The 26,669-nt window shown below is 31.9% G+C and carries 29 protein-coding genes, 8 tRNA genes, 2 pseudogenes and 1 riboswitch; of the genes and pseudogenes, 11 read left to right on the forward strand and 28 right to left on the reverse strand.

The window, feature by feature from the left end; translation table 11 throughout:
* Nucleotides 1–97: 97 nt before the first annotated feature.
* Nucleotides 98–322, reverse strand: coding sequence for a hypothetical protein (locus tag ACA31_RS06215; protein WP_057512485.1), 225 nt, complete (start codon nucleotides 320–322; stop codon nucleotides 98–100).
* Nucleotides 323–542: 220 nt separating this feature from the next.
* Between ACA31_RS06215 and ACA31_RS06220 the strand changes: the two genes are divergently transcribed.
* Complete coding sequence (locus tag ACA31_RS06220) at nucleotides 543–1,007, forward strand: sigma-70 family RNA polymerase sigma factor (protein ID WP_057512486.1); 465 nt, start codon at nucleotides 543–545, stop codon at nucleotides 1,005–1,007.
* Between the two features lie 18 nt (nucleotides 1,008–1,025).
* On the forward strand, nucleotides 1,026–1,448 hold the full coding sequence (locus ACA31_RS06225; protein WP_057512487.1) for a competence protein ComK: 423 nt from the start codon (nucleotides 1,026–1,028) through the stop codon (nucleotides 1,446–1,448).
* 10 nt (nucleotides 1,449–1,458) lie between these two features.
* Here the strand turns inward: ACA31_RS06225 and ACA31_RS06230 are convergent, their stop codons facing one another.
* From ACA31_RS06230 to ACA31_RS06240, 3 genes are all read right to left on the reverse strand, one after another.
* A complete protein-coding gene (locus ACA31_RS06230; protein ID WP_057512488.1) occupies nucleotides 1,459–1,908 on the reverse strand; it encodes a hypothetical protein in 450 nt (149 codons plus the stop codon).
* Nucleotides 1,909–2,019: 111 nt separating this feature from the next.
* Complete coding sequence (locus ACA31_RS06235; RefSeq protein WP_057512489.1) at nucleotides 2,020–2,655, reverse strand: pentapeptide repeat-containing protein; 636 nt, start codon at nucleotides 2,653–2,655, stop codon at nucleotides 2,020–2,022.
* 196 nt (nucleotides 2,656–2,851) lie between these two features.
* Nucleotides 2,852–3,565, reverse strand: coding sequence for a transaldolase (locus tag ACA31_RS06240; RefSeq protein WP_057512490.1), 714 nt, complete (start codon nucleotides 3,563–3,565; stop codon nucleotides 2,852–2,854).
* A gap of 279 nt (nucleotides 3,566–3,844) precedes the next feature.
* Here ACA31_RS06240 and ACA31_RS06245 point away from each other — a divergent pair, with 279 nt between their 5' ends.
* The 3 genes from ACA31_RS06245 to ACA31_RS06255 all read left to right on the forward strand — a co-directional run bounded on the left by ACA31_RS06245 (nucleotide 3,845) and on the right by ACA31_RS06255 (nucleotide 4,936).
* Nucleotides 3,845–4,150, forward strand: coding sequence for a hypothetical protein (locus ACA31_RS06245; RefSeq protein WP_057512491.1), 306 nt, complete (start codon nucleotides 3,845–3,847; stop codon nucleotides 4,148–4,150).
* A 67-nt stretch (nucleotides 4,151–4,217) separates the two neighbouring features.
* A complete protein-coding gene (gene crcB / locus ACA31_RS06250; protein ID WP_057512492.1) occupies nucleotides 4,218–4,583 on the forward strand; it encodes a fluoride efflux transporter CrcB in 366 nt (121 codons plus the stop codon).
* Entirely contained in the window at nucleotides 4,580–4,936 is a 357-nt protein-coding gene (locus ACA31_RS06255; RefSeq protein WP_057512493.1) for a fluoride efflux transporter FluC, read from the forward strand. Before crcB ends, ACA31_RS06255 begins: the two co-directional genes overlap by 4 nt.
* Nucleotides 4,937–5,075: 139 nt before the next feature.
* Here the strand turns inward: ACA31_RS06255 and ACA31_RS06260 are convergent, their stop codons facing one another.
* From ACA31_RS06260 to metK, 3 genes are all read right to left on the reverse strand, one after another.
* Nucleotides 5,076–5,912, reverse strand: a complete 837-nt coding sequence (locus ACA31_RS06260) for an aldo/keto reductase (protein WP_057512494.1) — start codon at nucleotides 5,910–5,912, stop codon at nucleotides 5,076–5,078.
* Between the two features lie 198 nt (nucleotides 5,913–6,110).
* Nucleotides 6,111–7,019, reverse strand: coding sequence for a nuclease-related domain-containing protein (locus ACA31_RS06265; protein ID WP_057512495.1), 909 nt, complete (start codon nucleotides 7,017–7,019; stop codon nucleotides 6,111–6,113).
* A gap of 95 nt (nucleotides 7,020–7,114) precedes the next feature.
* Nucleotides 7,115–8,311: a methionine adenosyltransferase gene (gene metK / locus ACA31_RS06270; RefSeq protein WP_057512496.1), complete on the reverse strand. Its 1,197-nt coding sequence runs from the start codon at nucleotides 8,309–8,311 to the stop codon at nucleotides 7,115–7,117.
* Nucleotides 8,312–8,420: 109 nt separating this feature from the next.
* Nucleotides 8,421–8,533: riboswitch (SAM riboswitch) on the reverse strand.
* Between the two features lie 166 nt (nucleotides 8,534–8,699).
* Here metK and pckA point away from each other — a divergent pair.
* Nucleotides 8,700–10,289 (forward strand): phosphoenolpyruvate carboxykinase (ATP), encoded by a 1,590-nt coding sequence (pckA, locus tag ACA31_RS06275; protein WP_057512497.1) that lies wholly within the window; start codon nucleotides 8,700–8,702, stop codon nucleotides 10,287–10,289.
* 52 nt (nucleotides 10,290–10,341) lie between these two features.
* Here the strand turns inward: pckA and ACA31_RS06280 are convergent, their stop codons facing one another.
* On the reverse strand, nucleotides 10,342–11,136 hold the full coding sequence (locus ACA31_RS06280; RefSeq protein ID WP_172793154.1) for an alpha/beta hydrolase family protein: 795 nt from the start codon (nucleotides 11,134–11,136) through the stop codon (nucleotides 10,342–10,344).
* The gene (gene ytkD, locus ACA31_RS06285) at nucleotides 11,120–11,596 is read right to left on the reverse strand and encodes an RNA deprotection pyrophosphohydrolase (protein ID WP_057512498.1); all 477 of its coding nucleotides are present in this window, start codon (nucleotides 11,594–11,596) and stop codon (nucleotides 11,120–11,122) included. Before ytkD ends, ACA31_RS06280 begins: the two co-directional genes overlap by 17 nt.
* 62 nt (nucleotides 11,597–11,658) lie before the next feature.
* On the opposite strand from ytkD, the gene yidD reads away from it, so the two are divergent.
* Complete coding sequence (gene yidD, locus ACA31_RS06290) at nucleotides 11,659–11,892, forward strand: membrane protein insertion efficiency factor YidD (protein ID WP_057512499.1); 234 nt, start codon at nucleotides 11,659–11,661, stop codon at nucleotides 11,890–11,892.
* On the opposite strand, the gene menC is transcribed toward yidD, so the two are convergent.
* Nucleotides 11,893–12,897, reverse strand: coding sequence for an o-succinylbenzoate synthase (menC, locus tag ACA31_RS06295; protein ID WP_057512500.1), 1,005 nt, complete (start codon nucleotides 12,895–12,897; stop codon nucleotides 11,893–11,895). It abuts the gene before it with no gap.
* A 12-nt stretch (nucleotides 12,898–12,909) separates the two neighbouring features.
* Nucleotides 12,910–14,298, reverse strand: coding sequence for an o-succinylbenzoate--CoA ligase (gene menE / locus ACA31_RS06300; protein WP_057512501.1), 1,389 nt, complete (start codon nucleotides 14,296–14,298; stop codon nucleotides 12,910–12,912).
* 425 nt (nucleotides 14,299–14,723) lie between these two features.
* On the opposite strand from menE, the gene ACA31_RS06305 reads away from it, so the two are divergent.
* Nucleotides 14,724–15,287, forward strand: a complete 564-nt coding sequence (locus ACA31_RS06305) for a PepSY domain-containing protein (RefSeq protein WP_057512502.1) — start codon at nucleotides 14,724–14,726, stop codon at nucleotides 15,285–15,287.
* A 75-nt stretch (nucleotides 15,288–15,362) separates the two neighbouring features.
* Here ACA31_RS06305 and ACA31_RS06310 read toward each other — a convergent pair whose 3' ends face one another.
* The 15 genes and pseudogenes from ACA31_RS06310 to hemE all read right to left on the reverse strand — a co-directional run bounded on the left by ACA31_RS06310 (nucleotide 15,363) and on the right by hemE (nucleotide 22,846).
* On the reverse strand, nucleotides 15,363–15,803 hold the full coding sequence (locus ACA31_RS06310; RefSeq protein WP_057512503.1) for a carboxymuconolactone decarboxylase family protein: 441 nt from the start codon (nucleotides 15,801–15,803) through the stop codon (nucleotides 15,363–15,365).
* 976 nt (nucleotides 15,804–16,779) lie between these two features.
* Nucleotides 16,780–16,941, reverse strand: a pseudogene (locus ACA31_RS13590) (SH3 domain-containing protein); the annotation flags it as partial.
* A gap of 284 nt (nucleotides 16,942–17,225) precedes the next feature.
* Nucleotides 17,226–17,334 (reverse strand): annotated as a pseudogene (locus ACA31_RS13465) (single-stranded DNA-binding protein); the annotation flags it as partial.
* Between the two features lie 213 nt (nucleotides 17,335–17,547).
* A tRNA-Ser gene (locus tag ACA31_RS06320) sits at nucleotides 17,548–17,636 on the reverse strand.
* Nucleotides 17,637–17,681: 45 nt separating this feature from the next.
* A tRNA-Glu gene (locus ACA31_RS06325) sits at nucleotides 17,682–17,753 on the reverse strand.
* 3 nt (nucleotides 17,754–17,756) lie between these two features.
* Nucleotides 17,757–17,831: transfer RNA gene (locus ACA31_RS06330), tRNA-Asn, on the reverse strand.
* 10 nt (nucleotides 17,832–17,841) lie between these two features.
* A tRNA-Gly gene (locus ACA31_RS06335) sits at nucleotides 17,842–17,915 on the reverse strand.
* Between the two features lie 13 nt (nucleotides 17,916–17,928).
* Nucleotides 17,929–18,004 (reverse strand) — tRNA-His (locus tag ACA31_RS06340).
* Between the two features lie 18 nt (nucleotides 18,005–18,022).
* A tRNA-Phe gene (locus ACA31_RS06345) sits at nucleotides 18,023–18,095 on the reverse strand.
* Between the two features lie 13 nt (nucleotides 18,096–18,108).
* Nucleotides 18,109–18,181: transfer RNA gene (locus tag ACA31_RS06350), tRNA-Asp, on the reverse strand.
* 13 nt (nucleotides 18,182–18,194) lie between these two features.
* Nucleotides 18,195–18,266: transfer RNA gene (locus tag ACA31_RS06355), tRNA-Met, on the reverse strand.
* Nucleotides 18,267–18,641: 375 nt separating this feature from the next.
* The gene (locus ACA31_RS06360; protein ID WP_057512505.1) at nucleotides 18,642–19,199 is read right to left on the reverse strand and encodes an RBBP9/YdeN family alpha/beta hydrolase; all 558 of its coding nucleotides are present in this window, start codon (nucleotides 19,197–19,199) and stop codon (nucleotides 18,642–18,644) included.
* Nucleotides 19,200–19,391: 192 nt separating this feature from the next.
* Nucleotides 19,392–20,786, reverse strand: coding sequence for a protoporphyrinogen oxidase (gene hemY / locus ACA31_RS06365; RefSeq protein WP_057512506.1), 1,395 nt, complete (start codon nucleotides 20,784–20,786; stop codon nucleotides 19,392–19,394).
* Between the two features lie 17 nt (nucleotides 20,787–20,803).
* Complete coding sequence (gene hemH, locus ACA31_RS06370) at nucleotides 20,804–21,727, reverse strand: ferrochelatase (RefSeq protein ID WP_057512507.1); 924 nt, start codon at nucleotides 21,725–21,727, stop codon at nucleotides 20,804–20,806.
* An 84-nt stretch (nucleotides 21,728–21,811) separates the two neighbouring features.
* Complete coding sequence (gene hemE, locus ACA31_RS06375) at nucleotides 21,812–22,846, reverse strand: uroporphyrinogen decarboxylase (protein ID WP_057512508.1); 1,035 nt, start codon at nucleotides 22,844–22,846, stop codon at nucleotides 21,812–21,814.
* Between the two features lie 231 nt (nucleotides 22,847–23,077).
* Here hemE and ACA31_RS06380 point away from each other — a divergent pair, with 231 nt between their 5' ends.
* Complete coding sequence (locus ACA31_RS06380; protein ID WP_057512509.1) at nucleotides 23,078–23,581, forward strand: hypothetical protein; 504 nt, start codon at nucleotides 23,078–23,080, stop codon at nucleotides 23,579–23,581.
* Between the two features lie 82 nt (nucleotides 23,582–23,663).
* Here the strand turns inward: ACA31_RS06380 and ecsB are convergent, their stop codons facing one another.
* On the reverse strand, nucleotides 23,664–24,887 hold the full coding sequence (gene ecsB, locus ACA31_RS06385; protein ID WP_057512510.1) for an ABC transporter permease EcsB: 1,224 nt from the start codon (nucleotides 24,885–24,887) through the stop codon (nucleotides 23,664–23,666).
* Nucleotides 24,884–25,621, reverse strand: a complete 738-nt coding sequence (gene ecsA / locus ACA31_RS06390) for an ABC transporter ATP-binding protein EcsA (RefSeq protein WP_057512511.1) — start codon at nucleotides 25,619–25,621, stop codon at nucleotides 24,884–24,886. The genes ecsB and ecsA overlap by 4 nt, the downstream gene beginning before the upstream one ends.
* Before the next feature lie 127 nt (nucleotides 25,622–25,748).
* Here ecsA and ACA31_RS06395 point away from each other — a divergent pair, with 127 nt between their 5' ends.
* Both ACA31_RS06395 and ACA31_RS06400 read left to right on the forward strand, forming a co-directional pair.
* A complete protein-coding gene (locus ACA31_RS06395) occupies nucleotides 25,749–26,174 on the forward strand; it encodes an HIT family protein (protein WP_057512512.1) in 426 nt (141 codons plus the stop codon).
* A gap of 79 nt (nucleotides 26,175–26,253) precedes the next feature.
* Nucleotides 26,254–26,625, forward strand: a complete 372-nt coding sequence (locus ACA31_RS06400; RefSeq protein ID WP_057512513.1) for a YtxH domain-containing protein — start codon at nucleotides 26,254–26,256, stop codon at nucleotides 26,623–26,625.
* Nucleotides 26,626–26,669 lie beyond the last annotated feature (44 nt).

A 26,669-nucleotide genomic window follows, 5' to 3' on the forward strand; every position in this document is an offset into this window, starting at 1 on the left:
TATCCGATAATAAAGTTTAACACTAATTACTTGAACAGACAATTTAATATGAATTTTGTTACATATTCATAAAAAAAGTAATGAAATTTTAATTTCATTACTCTTGACTTTTATAATAATCCATTATAATAAAGCTTACAGCTTGTGATCTATTTTTATAAAAATAACGATTTAAATCAATCGTACCTTCTATTTCCCCATCTCGATACATCATTTCATTTGCCATATTGTTTATCATAACAAAATCTGATTTGTCTTTAATTATATCCAAATCATCATGCTTTGCGAAAAAATGTTCTAAATTTAAATATGCGTAATCCATATAAACCTCCTGATAATTGTCCGAAGATAATAATATACCTCTAAAGTGTTATATCTTTAAGTTGAATACGCGCTAATGTTATAAAACTTAAAATTTATCTATCTTATGACTACTATTTAACACCTATTATGCCTATTTGGCAAATGAAAATTACTATTTCTTATAATAAAATAATAATATCCGGAAATATATGTTGTATATACGACAATGGAGAGAATGAATGATCTTTGAAGAAGTTTATAAAAAGTACAAACATATTATTCATTATCTATTAAAAAAGTACAATATTCAGTACAATTATGATGAATATGCTCAACTCCTCTTAATTAAAATGTGGGAGCTAAGCAAAATCTACAATTCACAAAAGAGCAACTCATTAAACGCCTTCTTATATTCACGGTTAAATTTCTATTTGATAGACCTTTTCCGTAAACACCATGCTCTACCTCTAATTGATGCTTTAGAGCAAGAAGTTAAAACTACTTTAAATAATGTTGATTATGACAGTATGCTAGTCTTCCAACAATTTTTATTGTTATTGGCTGATAAAGAACAGCAATGGCTACTATTAAAATTTGCGGGGCTTAAACAATATGAAATTGCAAAACTTCTAAATTGTTCTGTCTCAACTTTAAAAAACTATCAAAAACGAATTCAACAAAAGTATTTAAAATTTTATACCTAAGATTGAGGTGAATGTGATATGACTCCACTTACTAAATTGCTCTATTTCAAAACAGTTGTTGGACCAGAAATATTAACAATATGCCAATATACTACACACCAATTCACTTACCCTACTACAATTAATCTCACATTAAATTATTTTTTAGAATCACGACATTTATCCTTAACACTTCAGACAAAACAAGCTAAACAATTACTAAAAATACGGAAGCTCGTTCCAATATATATTAATAGCGATATAACATTATTTCCAGTAAAACCACAGCGCTCACCAATACAATATTATATTAACGCAATCTCAATCACTGGATTAAAGTCAAAAGGAGCACAAACAATTATACACTTTGAAAACGCTACCTACATTACAATTAATGCCTCCTATGTATTTATTTATAAAAAATGGCAAGAAAGTTTAACACTTTCTCACCATTTAACGTAGCATTATTTAACTATAACGCCTTATTATGCTTATATTCTAATAATTTTTTCGTAAAATAAGCAGTTACAATTTTAATCAAATATAAACTGACGATTAATAGTAATATTGAGCCAATCAAGGTCAAAATAACAGTAGTGGTAGCTAATTGCACTTCAGGTTTAATAAAGTACTGCACAGATGATAGACTTGCCAAAAAACCAAATAAAAACAAGCCTAATAGCACGATATAAGTGCTTAAAATACCTATAAGCAATGCAAATAATTGTGTCGATGACACGACTTTCTCTCTAAAGACATATTCCTTTAAAAATTGATTTGAAAATGCAATAGGACGATTAAAATTTTGTCCGTCACTAGACTTAGTAACTTCCTCTAATATTTTATTTAATTGATTTTTCTCTTTCTTATTTAAAAACCATAATTGCTTTTTAACTTTTTGTTTAAAGATATTTAGTTTCATAAATGTTTCTCCTTTAGAACTTTCATAGTGCTCTATACTCATTAAATAATAAATCAATCATCTAGTTTATTCAATTAAATTTTAAAATATTTGTATTAATTTTTATTTTATCTAATCTACGATAACTAACCCCATTAATGCAGCAAATTGTACAGCCTGATTTCTGGAAACTTTGCAACCATATAAGTCTTCTTTATTAACCACAAATGACTCAAAATAAGATTGGCTTAAATCACAATCTTTTAATGAGGTTTGGTAAATAGATAAATGTTCTAAATTACTATTGTCAAAAACAACCTTTTTCAAATTTGAATTATGAAATTCAGCATTTTCAAAGTTACTTTTTTGTGTCATCAGCGCTTCTATCTTAGAGTCCACAACACTTATAAAATCAGCTTTCACTTCATCAAACACTATATTTCCAAACCTCATATAGTTAAATAAAGTTCCAGTCATACGACAACTTTTAAATATCACTCTATGTATGGAGCCATGGTCCATTTTCGTATTCGAGAAATCACAATTTTCAAAAATAACATCTGTAAAATCAGCACGACCTAAATCAGAGTTAGAAAAATCACAATCCTTGATATAAGAACCATAAACTACAAACCTTTCTAAAACTTTATTACTTAAATTAGCATTTTGTATTTTTGCAACTTCAACTATATCCTCTTCGTCTTGAAAAATTTCTTCTAATTCTTTAAGTTCTAAATTTACGCTAATTTTGGGTTGCTGTATTTTCATAAATAATCTTCGGCTCCTTATCATTCATAGTTTAATCGAACAAGTAAATATATGTATTTGAAGTTTAAAGCCTTCAACAGTATAACAGATATCTCAATATCCTATACTTATACTCAATATAAAAGCTGAGGCAACTCATTTAGAATGAATTGCCTCAGCTTATTATTATTTGAAATTTAAATTTCTTAATTTTCTATTAAAGAATAGATAATCCTGAACTTTGAATATCTTTAGCAAATCCTTGTACTGTATCAACTGATAATTCGTTAACATCACGGCCAAGGTTGTTATTTACTTTTTTAACAACGTCTGCAGGACATGTAATGATATCTGCGCCAACTTCATCCGCTTGGATTACATTGATTACTTCACGACAGCTTGCCCAAAGTAATTTAACGCCTTTTTTACTATGCGTTACTTCTGCTGCATCTTTCATCAATGGAACTGGATCTACACCAGTATCAGCAATACGACCGGCAAATACTGATACATAAGTTGGAACACCTTCTGTTACAGCTTCTGTAATTTCTTTAACTTGATCTAAAGTATAAACAGCAGTTACATTCAAACGTACATTGTCTGCTGATAATTTTTTAATTAGAGAAATAGTTGATTCACCTTTTGTGTTTACAACTGGAATTTTAACAAATACGTTTTCACCATATTGTTTCAAAATTTCAGCTTCTTTTTCCATTGTTTCTAAATCATCTGCGAATACTTCGAATGAAATAGAAGCATCAGGAATTTCACGAACAGCTTCTTCTGCGAAAGCCTTATAATCTGTTACACCTGCTTTTGCCATTAAACTAGGGTTAGTAGTAAAACCATCTACTTGTTTATTTTTATAAGCTGTTTTCATTTCTTCAATATCTGCACCATCTGCAAACACTTCAACATTTAATTTTGCCATTACTAATTCCTCCTGACTTAAATAAATAATTCAATAAAGAATTATTTTTATAACGGTTATTAACCATACAACTCATTTATACCACCATTAAACACTAAATTCTAATTTTTTGCTTGAATTGTCAAAATCTTTAGAGTAAAAAGAAACATTAAGCGTACTTGAAGCTATATGTTGTTATGATTTACTCTAAATCTTAATATATATTCTAAATTTACAAATTAGTTAATTTTTTGTAAATCTATGGTATTATTATTTAATGAATTGTACTAGGAGGTAAATATGGCACGTTCAAAACTTTATTTTTATTTATCTAGTTTATTGGTTATTATTAGCTTGTATTTTAATACTAGAAATCCTCTAATTACTATGCATTTTAGTTCAATGATCAAATTAATTTTTGTTTGTAGTATTATTAACGCTATTATTTTAATAATTTCAATTATTTTTGCAGATAAATCAATTAAACACTTACATGAAAATTCTGGTTGGGTTAGAAAACCAAGTAAAATATTACCTTATGTGATATTGGTAGTGCTTATTATCCATATTGTTGCTTCACTATCAACGTTTGGTATTATTTTCTAATTAATGCTACAAAAGTTATAATACTTTTGTAGTTTTTTATTTTTTGTTGAGAGGAAGAATAAAAACAATGCAATACTTATATATTTTTATAGGCGGTGCGATTGGTGCTTTACTAAGATATCTATTAACATTCATTAATCAAACTGCTGAATTTCCAACAGGCACATTTATCGCTAATATTGTTGGTGCTTTTTTAATGGGACTTATTGGAACTATGACTATAAAGTATTTTAGAAATAATCTATTACTAAAAAAAGGTATAACTACTGGATTTTTAGGAGCACTCACTACTTTTTCTACTTTTCAATTTGAGCTTGTTTCATTTTTAGAACAGCAAGCATATTTATTAATGAGTTTATACGCTTTAAGTAGTTATATCATAGGTATAATGACCTGTTATCTTGGTGTGAAATTGGGGGCTCGTTTATCATGACACAATTACTGTTAGTTATGTTAGGTGGCGGTCTCGGAGCTGTAATCAGAGGCTTTGTTACTAACGTTTGTACAAGTAGATTTAATAGTACGTTACCTATTGCAACGCCAATTGTTAATATATTAGGGAGTTTTATAATCGGTTTATTGATGGGTATGTCATTAAATATAGATTGGGTCCATCCCTTTATAATTGTCGGCGTTCTCGGAGGATTAACGACATTTTCCACTTTATCTTCAGAGTTAGTCAAATTACTAACATCCGAAAAGAACATGTTCAACTTTTTAATTTATTCTTTATTACAATACGGTGTTTCATTTTTAGCTTGTTTATTAGGATATGTCATAGTTTAGCTGATTGATTGAAATTCAGATGCATATAAATACAACTTTAAAAGATTTAAAAAGGACCAATCTATTTAAAATAACTAATAGATTGGTCCTTTTTTATTTAAGAATCGCGTATTTGTAACTTACTCTCTTCTTTTTAATACTAGTGTCCACTAAATTTTGATGGATCTGCTCCAATTCTTCTATCTTCATTGAGTTTATCTAATTTTTCTATTTGTGCTGACGTTAATTGGAAATCAAATACATTTAAATTTTCTTCAATTCTATAAGGTGTCACTGATTTAGGTATTACTACGACACCATGTTCTATGTTCCAACGAATAATCACTTGTGCTGGTGATTTTCCTACTTCAGATGCAACACTTTTTACAGTATCATCTTCTAAAATTTGTGCATTCATAAGTGGCGACCACGATTCCACATGAATATTCTGTACTTCTAAATATCTTCTTAATGATTCTTGCAATAAATATGGATGGAATTCAATTTGGTTTATCACGGGTTTAATAGAAACTTGGGCTAACAACGCTTCAAAATGTTCCGAGTTAAAATTACTTACACCAATATTTTTCACTTTGTCATTCTTATATAAATCTTCCATACCTTGCCAAGTATCTATCATTAAAGCTTCATCTGTACCTGGCCAATGCATGAGATACAAGTCTAGGTAATCTAATCCAAGTTTATTCAAACTCGTTTCATAAGCATCTGCAACGTTCTCACGTCCATAATCTGTTAACCATAATTTAGATGTGATAAACAAATCACTTCTATTTTTACCAGTAGCTGCTAAACCTTCTGCGATACCTTCGCCTACTTTTTCTTCGTTGTCATATATCATTGCCGTATCTATATGTGTATAACCATTTTCTATCGCATGTTTTACTGACGCTTTACATTCATCACTATTTTCGACACGAAAAGTACCTAAACCAACTATCGGCATTTCATTACCATTATAAAAAGTTATATGTTCCAAATTAAAAACCCCTTTTCTATTTAGATAACTATTATACTAATCAATTTTCTTTAAATTATAAATTAAAAGGACTTTAATTAACCAAATTTTCTTGAATCATCCCTTAAAACACATCGTTTATGTACTAAAAAATCCAACAAAAAAACAGATAGATAACCTATATGGCTACCTATCTGTTTTTAAATTAAGTGTTTCACATTAATTAAATGTTTCTATTTCATCCATAACACGTTGCAAATCTTCAACATTGTATTGAATTCGCCCGTGGAATACAAATTTATTAAAGAACTCATCAAGTTGCTCTGCACCCACTAGTACTTTAGTATTTGAACTTTGTGCATAATTTGAAATCGTTACAGCACCTTCATTTTTAGGATTGAAATACAAAATAGTAGTTGGTGTGAATTTTAAATTGAGCTCCGTTTGAATATCACCGGCAAGTTTTTCTATTTCATTTAAGTGCGACGTATAATTTACAAACGATAATGATTGCGCATCTTCATTCTGATCTAATACAAGTGTTTGTGGCGTACGCTTATCAAGATCTAAAGTATTAAATACTTGCTCCATCATTGGTTGTTCTTTGAATTGGGCTGTACTAACGCCATTATATACATGGCCTTTCAATAACTGTGAATCTATAATGTATAGACCAGTACGTGTCAGCACTAAATGACTGATGCGTTGAACATCACTAAATTCATTTCTAGGTAAAAATATATTAGCCATAATATGCATATCTTCAGGGCGTATTCTTTTCTCATTTACTAGACGTTCACGGATACCAATCAATCTCATGTCAGTTACATATTCACTATGGTTCTTAGAAAATAATTTCAAGGCATCAATTTCTCTATCTTTAGAACTAACTGTAGCTACATATTCTTCCTTTTGCTTCGTTACAGTTTTTTTATTTTCTATTCTTTCTTTTTCCAACTCTTCCTCATGCTCATCGCTTAATTTTTGTTCTCTAGATTTATACTGCTCTTCAGCTTTTTTTTGCGCTTTCTTTTTACTTTTTAAAGCAAGCATAAATAATATCAAACAAATGACTGCTACGATGATTGCCACGATTAAACCAATTTCTATTGGGCCTAATGAATTCATAACAAAAACGCTCCTTTATGTGTTCAATAACTTAATTATAATAGATAATAGCTCATCATTCGATAGAAAAGTCCACAAAATTAAATGTTAGCTTTTTATGCTTCTACAGAATCTTTTAATAGGTTTACTTTATCTAATTTTTCCCATGGTAATAAGATATCTGTGCGGCCAAAATGACCATAGGCAGCTGTTTGTTTATAGATTGGATGTTTTAAATCTAACATTTTAATAATGCCAGCAGGTCTTAAGTCAAAATGTTTGCGTACCGCTTCTACTAATTCATTTTCATTTACGCTACTTGTCCCAAATGTATCAATAGAAATTGAAACTGGTTCAGCAACTCCAATTGCATATGCTAATTGTACTTCACATTTGTCTGCTAATTTAGCAGCTACAATATTTTTAGCTACATAACGTGCAGCATAAGCAGCAGAACGGTCAACTTTTGTTGGATCCTTACCACTGAAACAACCGCCACCATGACGTGCATAACCACCATATGTGTCTACAATAATTTTACGACCAGTAAGTCCAGCATCTCCTTGAGGACCACCAATCACAAAACGACCAGTAGGGTTAATATAAAATTTAGTGTCTTCATCTAATAGATTTTCAGGCACTGTAGGATAAATGACATGTGCTTTAATATCATCTTGAATTTTTTGTAATTCAGTATCTTCTGCATGTTGCGTAGAAACAACGATAGTGTCTATACGTTGTGGTTTATCCTGCTCATCATATTCAACTGTTACTTGTACTTTTCCATCTGGGCGTAAATATTTTAATATTTCATCTTTACGCACATCAGATAATTTCTTAGCGAGTTGATGTGATAAGAAGATTGGTAATGGCATATACGTATCCGTTTCATTCGTAGCATAACCAAACATTAGGCCTTGGTCACCAGCACCGGTTGCTTCAATTTCTTCTTCAGAAACATCATTACGATATTCTAATGCTGTGTCGACACCTTGCGCGATGTCAGGAGATTGCTCATCAATTGCAGTTAATACGGCCATGGTTTGACTGTCATATCCATATTTTGCACGTGTGTAACCAATCTCTTTAATTGTTTCTCTTACTACTTTTGGAATATCAACATAAGTTGTTGTAGATATTTCACCTGAAATTAACGCCATACCAGTAGTTACCGTAGTTTCACAAGCGACCCTTGCATTAGGATCATCTTTTAATATCTCATCTAATATTGCATCAGATACTTGATCCGCTATTTTATCTGGGTGCCCTTCTGTTACAGATTCTGAAGTGAATAATCTTCTATTGTATGTCATAATTTGCTCCTTTAGTTTTAAATTACGAAAATTCTCTCTCTGTTGAGCTCATTAAAAAAGGCCTTCATCACTATATTAAATAGAGAGAAGGCCCTTATACGTCCATTCGCTCTTATCGTTCAGACGATATATGTCTGCAAACGGTTTGGCACCTTTCTTCGTATTAAGAAGAGGTTGCTGGGCTTCATTGGGTCCATGTCCCTCCGCCACTCAGGATAAGAGAATCCGTTAAGTCCTATAGTACCTAATCTATGATATATTGTCAATTTAACAATTATTAATATTTATTTAAAATTCCTTTTAATATGATGTAGACTATTACTTCATATATGTTATACTTTTTAATTGTAAAGGCTTACATTAACTAAATAGCGTTGGAGGGATTAGTATGGCGGTAGATACATACACATACACAAGCAAAATCGAAAGTATATTGGACAAACCATCATCATTATTTCAATTATCTACAACACAGTTGTATAACAAAATTTTAAATAATGATGAAGGTGCATTGACTGAACTTGGAGCAATTAACGCTAAAACAGGTAAATACACAGGTCGTTCTCCAAAAGATAAGTTTATTGTAAATGAACCATCTTATAGAGATGACATCGATTGGGGTAACATAAATCAACCTATCGAAGAAGAAACTTTCTTAAATTTGTATGATAAAGTTTTAGCTCATTTAAACAAAAAAGATGAACTTTATGTATTTAATGGTTATGCAGGAAGTGATGAAGATTCACAATTAAAACTCACTGTAATTAATGAATTGGCGTGGCATAATTTATTCGCACAAAATATGTTCATTCGCCCAAGCACTAAAGAAGAAGCTAGCGAAATCAAATCTGATTTCACTATTGTTTCAGCACCTTCGTTCAAAGCAGTTCCTGAAGTTGATGGCACAAACTCCGAAACATTTATAATTACCTCTTTCAAACATAAAGTGATATTGATTGGTGGCACTGAATATGCTGGAGAAATGAAAAAAGGAATCTTCTCAGTAATGAACTATTTACTCCCTAAAGATAAAATCATGAGCATGCACTGTTCGGCTAATGTTGGCGATAAGGGTGATGTTGCATTGTTCTTCGGTTTATCCGGTACAGGCAAAACAACACTTTCTGCTGACCCAACACGTAAACTAATTGGTGATGATGAGCATGGCTGGAATGAAAACGGCATCTTCAATATTGAAGGTGGTTGTTACGCCAAAGCAATTAACCTTTCATATAAAAAAGAACCACAAATTTACGACGCAATTAAATATGGTACTATTTTAGAAAACGTAGTTGTCGATGAAGATGGTGATGTAGACTTCGATGATAATTACTACACTGAAAATACAAGAGCCGCATATCCAATTGATCATATCGATAATATCGTTACACCATCTAAAGCAGCACACCCGAATACAATTATTTTCTTAACTGCTGATGCTTTTGGTGTATTACCGCCTATTTCCAAACTATCTAAAGATCAAGCGATGTATCATTTTCTTAGTGGTTTCACAGCTAAATTAGCTGGTACAGAACGTGGTGTTACAGAGCCAGAACCATCATTCTCAACTTGTTTCGGTTCACCATTCCTACCTCTCAACGCAAAAGTATATGCAGACTTATTAGGAAATTTAATTGATAAACATGATGTAGATGTTTATCTAGTTAATACAGGTTGGACGGGTGGCCAATATGGGCTTGGACGTCGCATCAGCCTTAACTATACAAGACAAATGGTAAATCAAGCTATTACTGGGCAATTAAGTGAAATTGAATATATTAAAGATGATATGTTCGGATTAGATATCCCAGTAGAAATTGAAGGTGTACCACAGACATTATTAAACCCTATTAATGCTTGGAGTAAGCCAGAAGCATATAGAGAGCAAGCTCAGGATTTAATTAACCGTTTTAAACATAATTTTGAAAAATTCGGTACAGAAGTAGAGGATTTAGCCTACAATGGCGGTTTCAAATAATTCAAACTAATAAAAAAGGTATGAACTACGAAAGAATTGTAGTTCATACCTTTTATTTTTCATTATAATTTTGTTTGATTTTCTGGTGTTCAACATCCGTCATCCATTGTTTAATTGTAGATAATGTTGCTTGTAATGCAAAGGGTCTAGGAATATGCCCTTCTTCCATTTGATAAAATGTGCGATAAGTTGTACCTATATGATCTAATTGTTCAGCTAAATAATACGCTTGGTGAATACCAACTTGATGATCTTTTCCACCGTGTACTATTAAAATTGGTGGACTATCCTCAGTAATTTGAGAGACTGCATCTCGCTGCCTATATGCATCACCATTCTTTTTAGGATGACCAATCATACGTTTAAGCATACCTCTTAAATCAACACGTTCTTCATACATTAAATATATATCAGAGACTCCACCCCAAATAATATAACTAGATATCGGTAATTCTTGAAATGTTAACAATCCTTGTAGACCACCTCTAGAAAATCCAACCATATGTATATAAGCTTCTGGATACATTTGGTTTAACATTCTAATAGCAACAGTAACGTCTTTTAAATCCGCACCGTAAAATGCATCTTTTCCTTCACTACCATTATTCCCACGATAATAAGGACCGAAAACTAATGTATAATCGTCTGCAAATTGCATCAAACGTCCTGTACGCACCTTACCAACTTGCCCTTTTCCACCGCGTAAATAAATTACAATTCTTTTAATATCGGCTTTAGGTGACATTAAAAGACCACGCACTTTTAACACATCGACACTATATGTGACTTCTTCAAAAAAATGAGTTGATGATTCAACTGGCATACGTTTTCTATGAATAAAATCCAAGCTCCATCACTCTCTCTAAACATTGTAAAATTGCTGCATCTTTCAATAAATAGCTTTTGCGTTCTTCTGGAATATCAGATACATTATTGTAAAATAAAGGTCCATTTGTTTCTAAATAGTCGTTTTGTTGCTTTGCATCCTTAACGACAACCATAAATACATCTTTAGTAAAGCTTAATCCACTTTGCCTTTCCACACGATATTGCGCAATATAACTACACCGCTTTATCGTTGCACCTGTTTCTTCGAATAATTCTCTAGCTGCTGCTACTTCACTGGATTCTCCTACTTCTTTTTTGCCACCAGGAAACTCGATACCTCTCAATTTATGATTAGTAAACAGCAACTGTCCTTGAAATACAGGAATAATCAGGACATGGTTACCATCAGCACGATTTCCGTCATTTTTATATGATAAAAACACATCATCATTTTCGCTATCTTTAAACTTCACGCTCATCCTTCTCCCTTTAATTATGTTAAACTGTCTATGCTAAGTTATTTGTTGGAGGCAAAATTATAATGAAAACATTGTTCCTAGGACTCATACGTATATATCAACGTTTCATTTCACCAATGACACCTGCCACATGTCGCTTTTATCCTACCTGCTCTGAATATACGAGAGAAGCGATACAAGTCTATGGTGCATTTAAAGGCACATGGTTAGGTGTTAAAAGAATTTCGAAATGTCATCCACTTCATAAAGGTGGCTTTGACCCAGTACCATTAAAGAAAAAAGAAAATAAAAAATGATTAATAAACGCGCTGTAATTGTGCTGTATTAACTACGGGAGGTTCAAAATATATTGAATCTCCTTTTAATATACCTGCATTTTTTACTATATCACTTTTAAAATAATAACCTTCCGGTGTGATATCGCTTGGATAATCAGCATATTGAGCTAACAATGCGGTGAAATATCTACTTAATCCATATTCATACATACCGCCGATAACAATTTTGATGTTTTTTGATTTTAATACGTTAATGATTTCTAATACCTTGTCTACTCCACCCAATCTAAATGGCTTCAACACAACTACATTAATAAGGTTGTTATCAATGATTTTCAAGATTTTATCTTTAGATAATGCTTTTTCATCTATTGCGATTGGTGGTAGTTCAGATTTAGTAAAAGCCCTCAGTCTTTCTAATGATTTAAAAGGTTCTTCGATATAAAGTAACGATTTATTAGCAAGTTGTTTTAACTTGTGTGATTCATTATCTTGAATAGCTTCATTCGCATCTATTGCGATATTAGGTTGAAAATCTAATTGTTCTAACGTTTCAATATTTTGTAGTATATGCTGTGACCATTTTATTTTAACACGTTGTGGTTGGGTATCTACAAGTTGCTTTAAATTCCCTTCAGTCAAACCACTTACCGTTGCACCATATGGAACATAAAATGAATGCATTTCATAAAAAATTTGATAAAAAGCCATTACCAGCATGCTTCTTGTAGCTGGATATGGCGTCAAACCATCTAATGTTGTTTGTGCCTCTCCAAAATGATTAAACGTATTATTTTTGTATTGTTTAATCCATTTCTCAGTTTGTTGGCGCACAACTTCTATCGTTTCTGATGAGTACCAATCCGTCTCAAAAGCATTACATTCTCCAAAATAATGTTGCTCCGTATCAGTAACTAATTCAATGATTAATACTTTCCGATAATTCAAATTAATTTTCGGTGTCACAATAGTATGTTTAAAACTAGCATTATATTCGTATAATTTCACTGTCTGTAATTTCATATCCACCTCGAATTAAAGTTTCAAACGATTTCTCTGTAGCTTTCCTGTTGATGTATAAGGTAATGATTTAACACGTTCAAATTGCTTAGGTATTTTATATTTTGCTAAATTTCGTTCAAAATACTCTAATAATTGCGGCTCGGATAACGTTACATTCGCAACGTAATATAAATATGGTACCTCTCCCCATGTACAATCTTCTACGCCGATACACATCGCATCTTCTATGCCATTATAATTCTTAGCTACTGACTCGATTTGATAGGGATAGATATTTTCCCCTCCACTAATTATCAAATCTTTTCTGCGATCATAAACCATTACATAACCGTCATCATCTATTTCTGCAATATCACCCGTATTAAAATAACCTGCTTCAAAGGTATCTTGCTTATTTTCAGGATATAAGTAACCTTGCATAACATTATCTCCCTTGATTAACAATTCACCATGACCTTGCATATTTGGATCTTTAATTTTCACATCAACATTTTCGCTCGGTTTACCTACTGTATCATAACGATGTGCTAACATCTCTGGCGAAGCAGTTAAAAACTGTGAGCACGTTTCTGTCATACCGAAGGAATTATATATTGGTAATTTACTTTGAAGTGCTTGATCAATCAGAGCACTAGAGAGTTTCGCGCCACCAAGTAATATCTTTTGAACATGATAGGGATGGTCAAATCCTTCATCCATTAACCACTTTAATGTTTGTGGCACAAGTGACACATGTGTAGGAAATTCTTCTTTTATAATACTTAACATAGTTGCAGAATTAAATTTAGATGCTATACGAACTGTAAAGCCTTCAATTAATGCTCTTAATATTACGCTTAATCCTGAAATATGATAAATTGGCAAAACCGATAGCCATTTAGTATTTTGATCAAATCCAAGACTTTTTTTACAACCACTTGCACTTGCATAATGATTGCTAAATGTCTGTGGCACAGCTTTTTGAGATCCCGTTGTACCTGATGTAAACATAATCGATGCAATACGTTCTATTGAAAATGACGCTTCAAATTGATTATCATCCAAATTAGTCCATAAGTTTTCATAATTAAGTATATGAATGCCTTCTAATTTTATAGGATCTCGCGCTATCACAGTATCAACTTCAATGGATGCCATTTGTGCAAGCATCTCATTTCTAGTAAGCCTTGTATTTAACATAGCAATTTCAATACCAGCTAACCACGCTGCATTAATTAAAATGACGGATGCTATCGAATTATCGATATATAATCCAATTCTTTCCTTATCTAATTTTTTTAATTGGTATGCTAATCTCGAAGCATATTGATAGGTTTTATTAAATGAAATTTGCTTTATTCCATCATCTATAAACACCTTTTCACCATTTAGTTCTGCTTGTTTTTTCAACCAAAATTCCACGTCCACATTCCTCCATATCATATTATATTATAACGCTTTTATTATTATTTAACATGGCCCAAATCTTCACTTTAATTTTATGACTATATATAATAAGGGGAAAATGATTTCTCTATTAATTTAGACGAGATATATTCAGATTAGGTGCTTCTACAATTAATCACAATGCAGTTTCTTAAGGCTTACAACGTTTCGTTTAAATAATATATTAGGTAGCTGCACATTGCATGCTATACGCTATATAGAACAATTTATAAATAAGATTTCATGTCATAGAAAAACATTTAATTTACACTTTTTTGTTATTTATACTCAAGATTATAAGTTTTTCACACTAAAATTCCTCGAAAACTTATTTTTTATTTTAAAAGTATTGTTAATGGGTATAGAATAATTATTGAATCATTTACAAGGAGTGTTAAAATATGAAATTAAAATTAATGACTGCGGTTGCACTATCAGGTATTTTGCTTACAGCATGTGGTAATGGAGATTCAGAAAGCGATACTAAATCTGAGAACTCTAGTAATAAAGACACAGATAAACAAGTTATTGCTTTAGATAAAATCAAAACAAGTCCTAAAGATGCTATCAAAAAAGCACAAGATGAATATAGTGGACAAGATTTAAAAGGTATTAATTATGAAAAGAGTAACGGTGAATGGGCTTATAAAATAGAACAACAAAAAAATGGTGAAGAATCAGAAGTTATCATTTCCGATAAAAACAAAAAAGTTTTAAACAAAGAAACTGAAAAAGAAGATTCAATAAATGAAAATGAAGCCTTTAAGTATAGTGATGCCATCGATTATAAAGAAGCTGTCAAAAAAGGACAAAAAGAATTTGATGGTGACATCAAGGAATGGTCACTTTCTGAAGATGACGGCAAACTCGTTTACGATTTAGACCTAAAAAATAACAGCACTAAGCATGAAATCACAATTGATGCTAAAAGTGGTAAAGTACTAAAGAATGAGCAAGACGATTAAACTTCACTCAATAATAAATGAGGGTCAATAAAAAATTATTACCCTCATTTATCATTATTACTATAAAATTATGACTTAAATGATATGTTTATTCCCCATAGAAATAGATAATCTATTCCACATATTAATTTGATTAATAATTAATATTAAATCTGTGTACTCCTCTTCTGTATACTTCTTACGAACTTCGTTAAATAGATCCTCTGTAACGCCATTCACAGTAATATTCGTCACTGCTTCTGCAAGTTTAAAAGCTAGTTTATCTTTTTCAGAATATATATTAGTTTCATGCCATGCGTTTAATAAATAAATTTCTTCTTCTGATACTTTCATTTTTCTAGCATCTGCAGTATGCATACCAATACAAAAAGCGCAGCCATTTATTTGAGAGACACGTATTTTAATCAACTCTCTTAACTTTCTATTAATAGATGTTTTCTTTAGTTGTTTTTCCAAATCCATTATTAATGCCATTTCTTCTCCAGCAATTTCATAATAATCTATTCTATTTTCCAAGTATGAGCCCCCATAATTATAATTTTCAATCTTTCTATTTTCTAATTCAGTATAGTTTTCAAGTTTAAAAATCACAATTTCTTTGTTTAACAGCCATATTTTAAACCCTTCACTATTAAAATACTGTTATTTTTTAATAATGAGGCACAATCCCCCTACATCAACATTCTAAGTAATGTTGAGTAATGAGGTAATCATAATCAAGTAGCGGAGAGTGAGGGAACTTAAGAAGTCTATAATACCAACGTTTTCGCTATTTCGTTGGCGTAAAAACAACCCACCTAAATTAATGAGTGGGTTTCATAAAAATTACTTTTAATATTTTTATGATTTTATTTTCAATCACTTCGTTAGCAAAAGCTATTTTCGCTTCGTTTTCTTGCCCTTCTAAACGGTTCACTGTTTGCCACCTACTTACTACACTACTTATTACAAAGGACAATTGCCTCTCAACAAGAAATCCCTTCATTTTATTTCAATTATTCCACTTAATTTTATCTTAATTATTCCAGTTCTTTCATAGTAAGTGAAAACATTGTGCATAAATATCTACCTTGAGTATGAAATCTATATAACTTTTTTAAAATCAATTTTTAGTCTTTTATATAATAAAAAAGAGCAAGCACTCGCTAATGCTTACCCCAAAATAGATAGATTTTTATGTCTGGGCACTCATTTTAATATAAAATTTACATAAAATCAACAATTTATATAGTGTAAACACAACAGTCAAAACGATACTAATGAGTATTATTAAAAGCAAAACAAAAATAATCCCTAATTCCATTTATTCCTCTCCCTCTCGTTATCTCCAATAGCTTTTGTTTCATTTTTGTACCAATTATGTATTTTTACAAATAAAAAAAGGCGCCGAAGCGCCAAAGGTAAATAATTAATGAATGTAAAAAATAACTTATATAATTATCTCGATTTATATATTAACGCTATTATATTGTTTGCTCAATAATTAATTTAATTAACTAAAGCCCCCTGTGTCTCCTCTCCAACTACCATTACTATTTGAATAACCAATCGGCATATAAACACGTGCGCCATTATTTACTGTCCATGCAATACGAATATAGCCACCATAATCATAGACTTCATCATAGTTTACTGATTGACCGTAATGTAACTGGACAGTTACTGGCTAGCCTATCCATAGACCATAGTATCTTGTATAAATAAAACTTTCTTCACCGTTTTCGTCTAGCGCTTTACAAGTAAATGTAGCTTTTCAGGTTTCCAAAGAATATTATGTTTATTCTTTCTCCATCTATTATCTACTTTATCTCCACTTTCTTTATTAAAATCATTTTTACCTTGTTCAGTAGGTATTGTGTTTCTATCTGGCACATCATTACTTGCTGTGTTATGGATTAAAACGCCCTTTACTTTACCGCTATAGTCAGTCATGTTGTAATTAGCTGTAATACGTACTCCTGAACGATTATTACCTTCTTTATCAGTGAATCTATCTTGTTTAGTTGTTCCATCTATACCTATTTTTTGAACCTTTGCTACAATATTCAAGTTTATTCATTTCTACCAGATGAAACGGCAGAAATTAAAAAAGACAAGGCTATGACTACGTTAGAAGCCGTTGGAGTAATGATATAAATTGAATGCCAATATTGGCGTTCGGTTGGCGTAAAAGTATAATTACGGTATATATCGAGGTATAAGAAAACCCCGTCAAATCAACGTTTTACTTACGTCAACTTAACGGGAATTAACTAAATAGCGGAGAGTGAGGGATTCGAACCCTCGAGACGCTTGTGACGTCTACACACTTTCCAGGCGTGCTCCTTCGGCCAACTCGGACAACTCTCCAATAGAATATAAAAAAACAGAAGCGATATTTCACTTCTGTTTGTATGACCCCGACGGGACTCGAACCCGTGTTACCGCCGTGAAAGGGCGGTGTCTTAACCGCTTGACCACGGGGCCATATGGCTCCACAGGTAGGACTCGAACCTACGACCGATCGGTTAACAGCCGATAGCTCTACCACTGAGCTACTGTGGAATAATTAAGATGGAGCGGGTGATGGGAATCGAACCCACAACATCAGCTTGGAAGGCTGAGGTTTTCCCATTAAACTACACCCGCTTATTAATTATTATGGGGCGGATGATGGGGATCGAACCCACGCGTGTCGGAACCACAATCCGATGTGTTAACCACTTCACCACAACCGCCAAAGCTAATATTAAAAATGATTCAGGACAGAGTCGAACTGCCGACACATGGAGCTTCAATCCATTGCTCTACCAACTGAGCTACTGAACCATAACAATAATGACGGTCCCGATGGGATTCGAACCCACGATCTCCTGCGTGACAGGCAGGCGTGTTAACCGCTACACTACGGGACCTAAAATAAAAAAATTGCGGGAGGCGGATTTGAACCACCGACCTTCGGGTTATGAGCCCGACGAGCTACCGCTGCTCCATCCCGCGGTAATATTATTAATGACGCCTACCCAACTAATATACCATGAATATTTACTTAATGTCAATAACTTTTTAAAAGTAATTTACATTGGCTTAATCAGGCGTTAAAACTTTAATGCGATAATTAATGTTTGCACATCACCTATCAATTAGTACTAACTTAGTATATAAACTTCCAGCACTTTAGTCAATAACTTTTACAAACTATTTTGTGTAAAAAAGGAATATAATAATAATATTTTATCTTTAGTTCCTTATTTATACAAAAACTTATTGTTTTCACGCTTAAATACTACATTTATAGTGATGTCATTACGTTCAATATTGTACATTAAAGAACAATAACTAATTAAATAATGTTCTTTAATGTTAAATAGTAAATTACTTACTCATGATACCTTGCATTTTTCCGTGTAAAATTGTAAATGTAGTAAAGCCATCATCTTCCATAAAGTGGCCACCATTCTCTGTTACTTTACATACACCATTTAATGTATCCATTAATCTTTTAGTTTCTAAAAATGATACATATTTATCATTTTTAGAACATAAACCATAAAATTGATCTACTTTATTTTTAACAATCTCATAATCAATTGCTTTCGTTTCAGGATCGACATAGGCATCTATTTCTTCCGCATCATCCATAAAGCCAGCAACACTAAACAATCCTTCGATGTGGCTTATATTCATATCCTCTATATACTTTAGTGATGCTAAAGTACCAAAACCATGTGTTATAAAATACGTTTCATATTTTCTAACAGTGATCTGGTCTTTCATTCTTTCCACCCACTGCTCAAGATTATCATTTTCTTCTACTGGTAAATCAAATAATGTCACGTTGTAACCTTCTAAAATAAGATTATTAGCTAACCATTTATACCAATGATTTGTAGCATCTCCAATTTTGGAATGTACTATTATAATATCTGTCATCATTACTCCCCCTGTACAATAGCTCATAATATCTTGTTTAATTGCTACTGCTTACGTTTCTACTACGCTATGTATTAAGTATCTCACAATTGTTATAACTATTAAATTATCCAACAATTAAAAATATAAAAATAAGCCGCTACTTCGATATAATAACTTATTATATCGAAAAACGACTCTTTAAACTTTCTATTATAGTTCAGCTATTAATTCTTCTACAGCATTTTTACCTTGTTGAATACAGTCAGGTAACCCTACTGCTTCAAATGAGGCTCCAGTAATACGTAGTCTTGGATAGCTTATTCTAATATGTGCTTGTACTTCTTTAATACAATCTATATGGCCTACATGGTATTGTGGCATACTTTTAGGTAATCTATTCACGATGCTGAAATTTGGCGCATCTTTAAATGTCATCATTTGACTCAAATCTTTTTTAACAATATTCACAATTTCTTCATCAGTGTGATCGTCCACGACCGTGTCATTAGGTTTACCTACGTATGCACGAATAAGTACTTTTCCTTTTGGTGTTGTAAATGGCCATTTTTTACTTGTCCATGTACATGCAGTGATACTCGTCTTACTTGTACGCGCAATGACAAATCCGGTGCCGTCATATGTGTTTTCAATATTTTCTTCATCAAAAGCTAATACAACTGTTGCAACAGTTGTAGAATCCATTGTATCGAAATAGTCAAAGGAAGGATCATTGCCAAACCATTGCATAAATGTTTGGTGCGGCGTAGTAACTAAGACACCATCATATTCAGTTTTCATTTCTGCTGAGACGATTTCATAAGATTTTTGCGCAACAATAATATCTTGAATAGGCGTATTAAATTCTATTTTCACACCTTGATTTAATACATATTTTGTTAAAGCCTCTATAAATGAACTCAAACCCTGTCTGAATTGCTTGAATTGGCCTTTTGGCGAACCTGGATATAGTTGACGTTGTTTCTGACGCTGTTCTTTTTCATATCGCATACCTTTAATTAAGCTACCAAATTGCTCTTCTCTTTGTTTGAATTCTGGAAAAGTACTCATCAAACTCAAATCATCTATATTCGTACCGTAAATGCCACCCATTAGAGGTTCTATTAAATTTTCTAACACTTCATCCCCTAAGCGCTGACGGAAAAATGACCCAACTGAAATATCATGTTCCATTTCTATCGATTTCTTAAATAAATCTAATCCAGCTGTTAATTTACCTGTAGGAGAAATTAATTTTGTTTTTAAGAATGGTTTAATGTCAGTTGGTACACCTAAAATTGATCCACCCGGAATCGGGAATAATTTATTTTTAGCATATATATAAGATTGACCTGTTTGGTTTGTAATCAGTTCATTTTCTAAACCAATTTCTTTAGCAATATCTGTCATTACCTGTTTGCGCCCTAAATAGGATTCTGGCCCAAGTTCGATGGTGTAACCTTCAGTTCTATATGTTTGAATTTTACCGCCAGTTCTATTAGATGCTTCATATATAGTGACATCAATGTCAGGTCTTTGTTTTTTAATAAAATATGCACTTGATAAACCTGTAATACCAGCACCAATAATCGCAATACTTTTAGTCAAAACAGTTCACGCTTCCTTTAATAAACATTTTTGATTTCATCAACGATTGCCCCAATAAATAATGGATCCGTATTAGGCATTGAGGGGCGGAAATAGTTAACTCCTAATTCATCACAGACTACTTTACATTCATAATCATTATCGTATAACACTTCTAAATGTTCACATACAAAACCAACAGGTGTGTAAATGAAATTTTTATAACCATGTTCTTTATATAATGCTCTAGTTAAATCTTGAACGTCAGGCCCTAACCACGGCGTACCAGTATTACCTTCAGATTGCCATCCTTCGGCTACATGGATAATATTAGAATGTGCTTCTAATAATTGTGCCGTATGATGCAATTCGTTTGGATATGGATCATTATTTTGCTCAATAAGCCCTTTTGGTAGGCTATGGGCTGATACAACTAACACTGTCTCCTCATGTTCATCTTGAGGAATTTCTGATAATGATTCATTCACTTTTTCTGTCCAATATTGAATGAATTTAGGTTGTTGATAATAGTGTTCTACATGTTTCAATGTAATACCATATTTATCCGCTTCTTTTTGAGCTCTCTTATTATATGAACCTACAGAGAAACTAGAATAGTGTGGAGCCAATACTACAGTAACCCCTTCTTCTATACCTTCATCATGCATTGATTTAACTGCATCTTCTATAAATGGATGTATATGTTTCAAACCAATGTATAATTTAAATTCAACATCACTGTATGCTTCATTTAGTGCATCACAAAGAGTTTCAGCTTGACGATTTGTTGTATTAGCTAATGGTGATAACCCACCGATATGTTTGTATCTATCTTTTAAATCTTGTAATTCTGCTTCTGTAGGTTTTTTTCCATGTCTAATATCTGTGTAATAAGCCTCAATATCACTTTCTTGATATGGCGTTCCATATGCCATAACTAATAAGCCTATTGTTTTTGTCATTTTAAAATCATCCTTTTGTATAATAAATTTTAGATGTATATGACATAATATGTTGTTACTCTTGAAGAGGTGTGTTTATGTCTACTATCTCTTTGTATAATCATGAACGAATGTTGTTATACGTTTAAGTGTTTCTGGTTTAACTTCTGGAAAAACGCCATGTCCAAGATTGAAAATATGCTGTCCATGTTCCATACCCTGATCTAATATTGGTTTTAGTCTTTCTTCAATAACATCCCATGGTGCTAATAACAATGATGGATCTAAATTACCTTGTAGGGTTCTAGTGATATTCAAATCTCCAGCTTCTTTGATAGAAAGCCTCCAATCTAAACCTAATACATCGATAGGTAATGAATTCCACTCATGTGCTAAATGACTCGCTCCTACGCCAAATAATATTACAGGTACATCATGTTTAGCTTTTATACCATTAATAAGTTTCTCCATCGCTGGTTTAATATAATAACGATAATCTTTTACATTTAATGCCCCAGCCCAAGAATCGAACACTTGAATTATTTCTGCGCCAGCCTCAACTTGAGCAGATGTATACGTGATGGAGATGTCTACTAAATGATCCATAAGTGCAAACCAAGTTGCTTCGTCACTATACATCATTGCCTTAGTAAAATTGTAATTCTTTGAAGGTCCACCTTCAATCATATAACTTGCTAATGTAAATGGCGCTCCTGTAAAACCAATTAATGGCACATTTAATTTTTCTTCAGTCAATATTTTTATTGTATCTAAAACATATGGCACGTCACGCTTAGGATCAATCTTCCCTAACTTTTCAACGTCGTGTATGTTTTTTATAGGATTGTGAATTACTGGACCTATACCTGATTTAATCTCCACATCTACCCCTATCGGCTGAAGTGGTGTCATAATATCTTTATACAACACCGCTGCATCTGTATTATAATTATCAACTGGTAAATGTGTAACATAAGCACATAACTCAGGTTGATGTGTAATTTCAAATAAAGAATATTTCTCTTTTAGTTTTCTATATTCAGGCTGCGATCTACCAGCTTGACGCATAAACCATACTGGTGTGTGGTTTACCGCCTCACCATTTATCATATCTAGGATTGTATTATTTTTATTATGCACCTTGAATCCTCCTACATTATAATCATTCTTATTTATAATACCATACTGTTATATACCCCGTAGTTCATTGTGTTAAAATGTCATAAAAAAGACAAACAGTCTACTTTTATCACCTTAATTATTTGACTATTGTTTTCTTTTAGATATCTATTTATTTGATAAAATAGATATATCTATAGTACAGTATAATAGCTGTACGCATTTTCTTAAACAAAGCAAGGGGGAAATCTTATGAAAATTTATGCATCTTATGGTACTTTTGGTTATTTGAATCAAATCAGACTTAATAACCCTAGTCATAACTTATTACAATTTTCAGCTTCTGACTCTTCAGTAATCATTGAAGAAACAGATAATCAATCCGTTTTAAAACAACCTTTAGTTTATGAAGTTCTAAAGGCTGAGGGTGATTTAGATGAGAATAACTTTTATTCAGTACTATTTATTCCGACTTCAGAAGATCATGCTTATCAATTAGAGAAAAAATTGGAAGGTTTTTCTACTGATTTCAATCAATTTGCTGGTTATAGAAGTTATCGTTTCTTAAAACCGGAACAAGGTTTAACATATAAGATTTACTTTGGCTTCGAAAGTAGAAATGCTTATGAAGATTTTAGAGCTTCATCTATATTCAAAGATAACTTTGATAAGCTAGCATTAAGCCAATTCTTCGGCTCAAGTCGTCAACATTCAAGCTATTTCGAAAGACATTTATTCCCGATTGATGACAATTAATATTGAAAATTACAATTCTTAAAATAAAAAGTCGTTTCTTATGCGCTAGATAAACTATCTAGCGCATCGAGAAACGACTTTTTTAATCTCTTAACAATGTTTCCTGATATTTAAGTTTTTTAATGACATTTATAATTGTTAGCCAACCTACAAGGAAGAATAACAAACCAAAGTAACTATAGAGTGGAAATACAAAAGCATAAACGATAATAAATAACGCTCCTACAATTAACATTAATCTATATAAGAATTGTTCATATCCTTTTATTACTTTTGATTCAGTAACTGGCCATACTTGTGGCCACAAACCATAGGCTTGTTGTGTATAAAATTGTGCCATTTGTAATAAGATAATGTACATAAACAAGCTACCAATAATTAACATGATAATGGGTTGTTCTAACCAAAACATTAAAACAAGCGCAAGAATTACTAACCTTAAAATAATATTAAAAGCATCTTTACCACGAACAAAACTTCTTATAAATAAATAAAGATACATATAATTTGAATTAAAACTTTTACTTTTTGGCGTAATTAGCAATGGGTCTAGATAACTTCTTCTTACCGCTGTTTCTTTAAGATATTTTACATCCGTGAACATATTAACAAATTTATAATAATTCATATGATGTTGATGTTCTGATTTAATCATTTGTTCCCAAGGATATAAATGTGTCTTATTTTGATAACGGATCAACATCGTTATACCTGCAAGTACAAAAACAGAAGTAATACTTGATAATTGTTTCGGTTCTAATGCTAAGTAATATCCTGAGGTAAAAATAATAAAGAGTAATACATAAAGAGACCAACCTTCTAATTGGTATTTATACCATTGCCATTTTAGTAATAATCCTAATAATGGAAAAATGAGTGCTAATACAGCAAACAAAATATAAAAAACAAACTTTTGATTATTAATTACAAAAAACAATGGGAATAACACAATTAGTGTTATTACCTGTAACCCTATTCGAGAAAAGTAACTATAAATCAAACTATGTTTCATATATTCCGACATGTGTTTTTCAAATGGTAATAAAAAAAGCCTATCTGCATCTTTAAGCAACGTTCTAATTGGAAACATAGATGTTAATGCTACGACAATGCTAGCAACCAAAGCGTAATTAAAATGTTTTGGTATAGATTGTAGCCAATCACCATAGCCTACTAGAAAGGCGCCGAACATAATTACAAGGAATACAGAGAAATGTCCATTAAATATGAATTTATTATAGTATTGTTTTTCTTTGCTTATCTCTTGTTTTCTTGTACTAAATAATTGTTTCGCATTTTGGTTCATGTTTGTTGGCCACCTTGTGTGACATATATATATATTTCATCTAATGTTTTACCTTCTAAGCCTGTTTGTGCTCTTAGTTCATCTAAGTTTCCGAATGCGACAATCTGACCTTCATCCATAATTAAGAATCTATCGCAGTATCTTTCTGCAGTTGCCAAAATATGAGTACTCATTAATACAGTACGACCTTCGTCTTTTTTCTCAACCATTAAATCTAACATTGATTGAATACCTAGAGGATCTAATCCAAGAAATGGTTCATCAATAATGTATAATTCTGGATCTACTATAAAGGCACAGATAATCATCACTTTTTGCTTCATACCTTTAGAAAAATGGCTTGGAAATATATTCAATTTATCTTCTAAACGAAATGTTTTTAATAAAGGTTGTGCTTTTTCCATTGCAGATTCTTTGCTAATATTATAAGCCATAGCAGTCATGTAGATATGTTCTTGCAATGTTAATTCTTCATAAATAACCGGAGACTCTGGAATATAAGATAACTTCCTTCTATAAGTTTCAACATCTTGTTTTATATTTATATTAGAAATTGTCATTTCACCTTCCATAGGAGTCAGTAAACCAAGCATGTGCTTGATTGTCGTGCTTTTACCTGCTCCGTTTAATCCTATAAGCCCTACAATTTCACCTTGGATTAATTCAAAATTTATATTTTTAATTACAGGTCGTTTACCATACCCGCCTGTTAAATGTTCTATTTTTACTGTCATATGGCACCTCCACAAATTATATTGTATCAAAAATCAGTCTATAGGCATAAATTTACTGCGAAAAATGACGAAAATAATATACTAATGCTATAATAGTCAGTAACAATCTTACAAGGAGTGAAGATTCATGTCAGAAACAGTCTTTAGTAAAATTATTGATGGTGACATACCTAGCCATAAAGTATATGAAGATAATTATGTTTACGCATTTTTAGACATTTCTCAAGTTACAAAAGGTCACACACTATTAGTTCCTAAAAAAGCATCACCCAATATTTTCGAAACAGATACTGAGACGATGAAACATATTGGTGCAGCATTACCTAAAGTGGCAAATGCTATTAAAAAAGCATTTAACCCTGATGGATTAAATATTATACAGAATAATGGTGAATTTGCCGATCAATCTGTCCTCCATCTTCATTTCCACTTTTTACCAAGATATGAAAATGATGTGGATGGCTTTGGCTATAAATGGGAAACGCATGAAGATACAATTGATGATGACCAAAAAGCTATAATCGCACAAGAAATAGCAGCTCAATTCGACTAAACATGCTTATCTTATCTCATATGGGGTATATAAAACATATTAAAGAATGCGATATTATTTAGAAATGAGGAGAATTTTTATGAAAACAGCTCAAATATTATTAGGTCTTGGTGCTGGCGTTGCAACTGGTCTTGGTTTCGCTTTGATGAATCGCGATAAAAGAGATTCTAATCAATTTAATGCGCAAACAAAAAGACCTGCCGGCGCTGAATCAGAAGTTGATAGAGAAATAAATACCATTAAGCAAAGTATAAATGATATTACGAATTATATTTCCCAAATTAAATCTGAAAGTACAGAATTTGGTAGTACGATTGGTGATGAAGTAAAAACAATGATTGGTGACTTCAAATCTGATATCAATCCTAACATTGAAAAATTACAGTCTCATATCGAGAATTTACAAAATCGTGGCGAAGAAATTAGCAAAACTTTTGAAAAAGATAAATAACCTACAGTTATTAAATTAATTTCATTCTAAATATCTAACAAACA

Source organism: Staphylococcus sp. NAM3COL9, from assembly GCF_001431205.1.
Lineage (GTDB): Bacteria > Bacillota > Bacilli > Staphylococcales > Staphylococcaceae > Staphylococcus.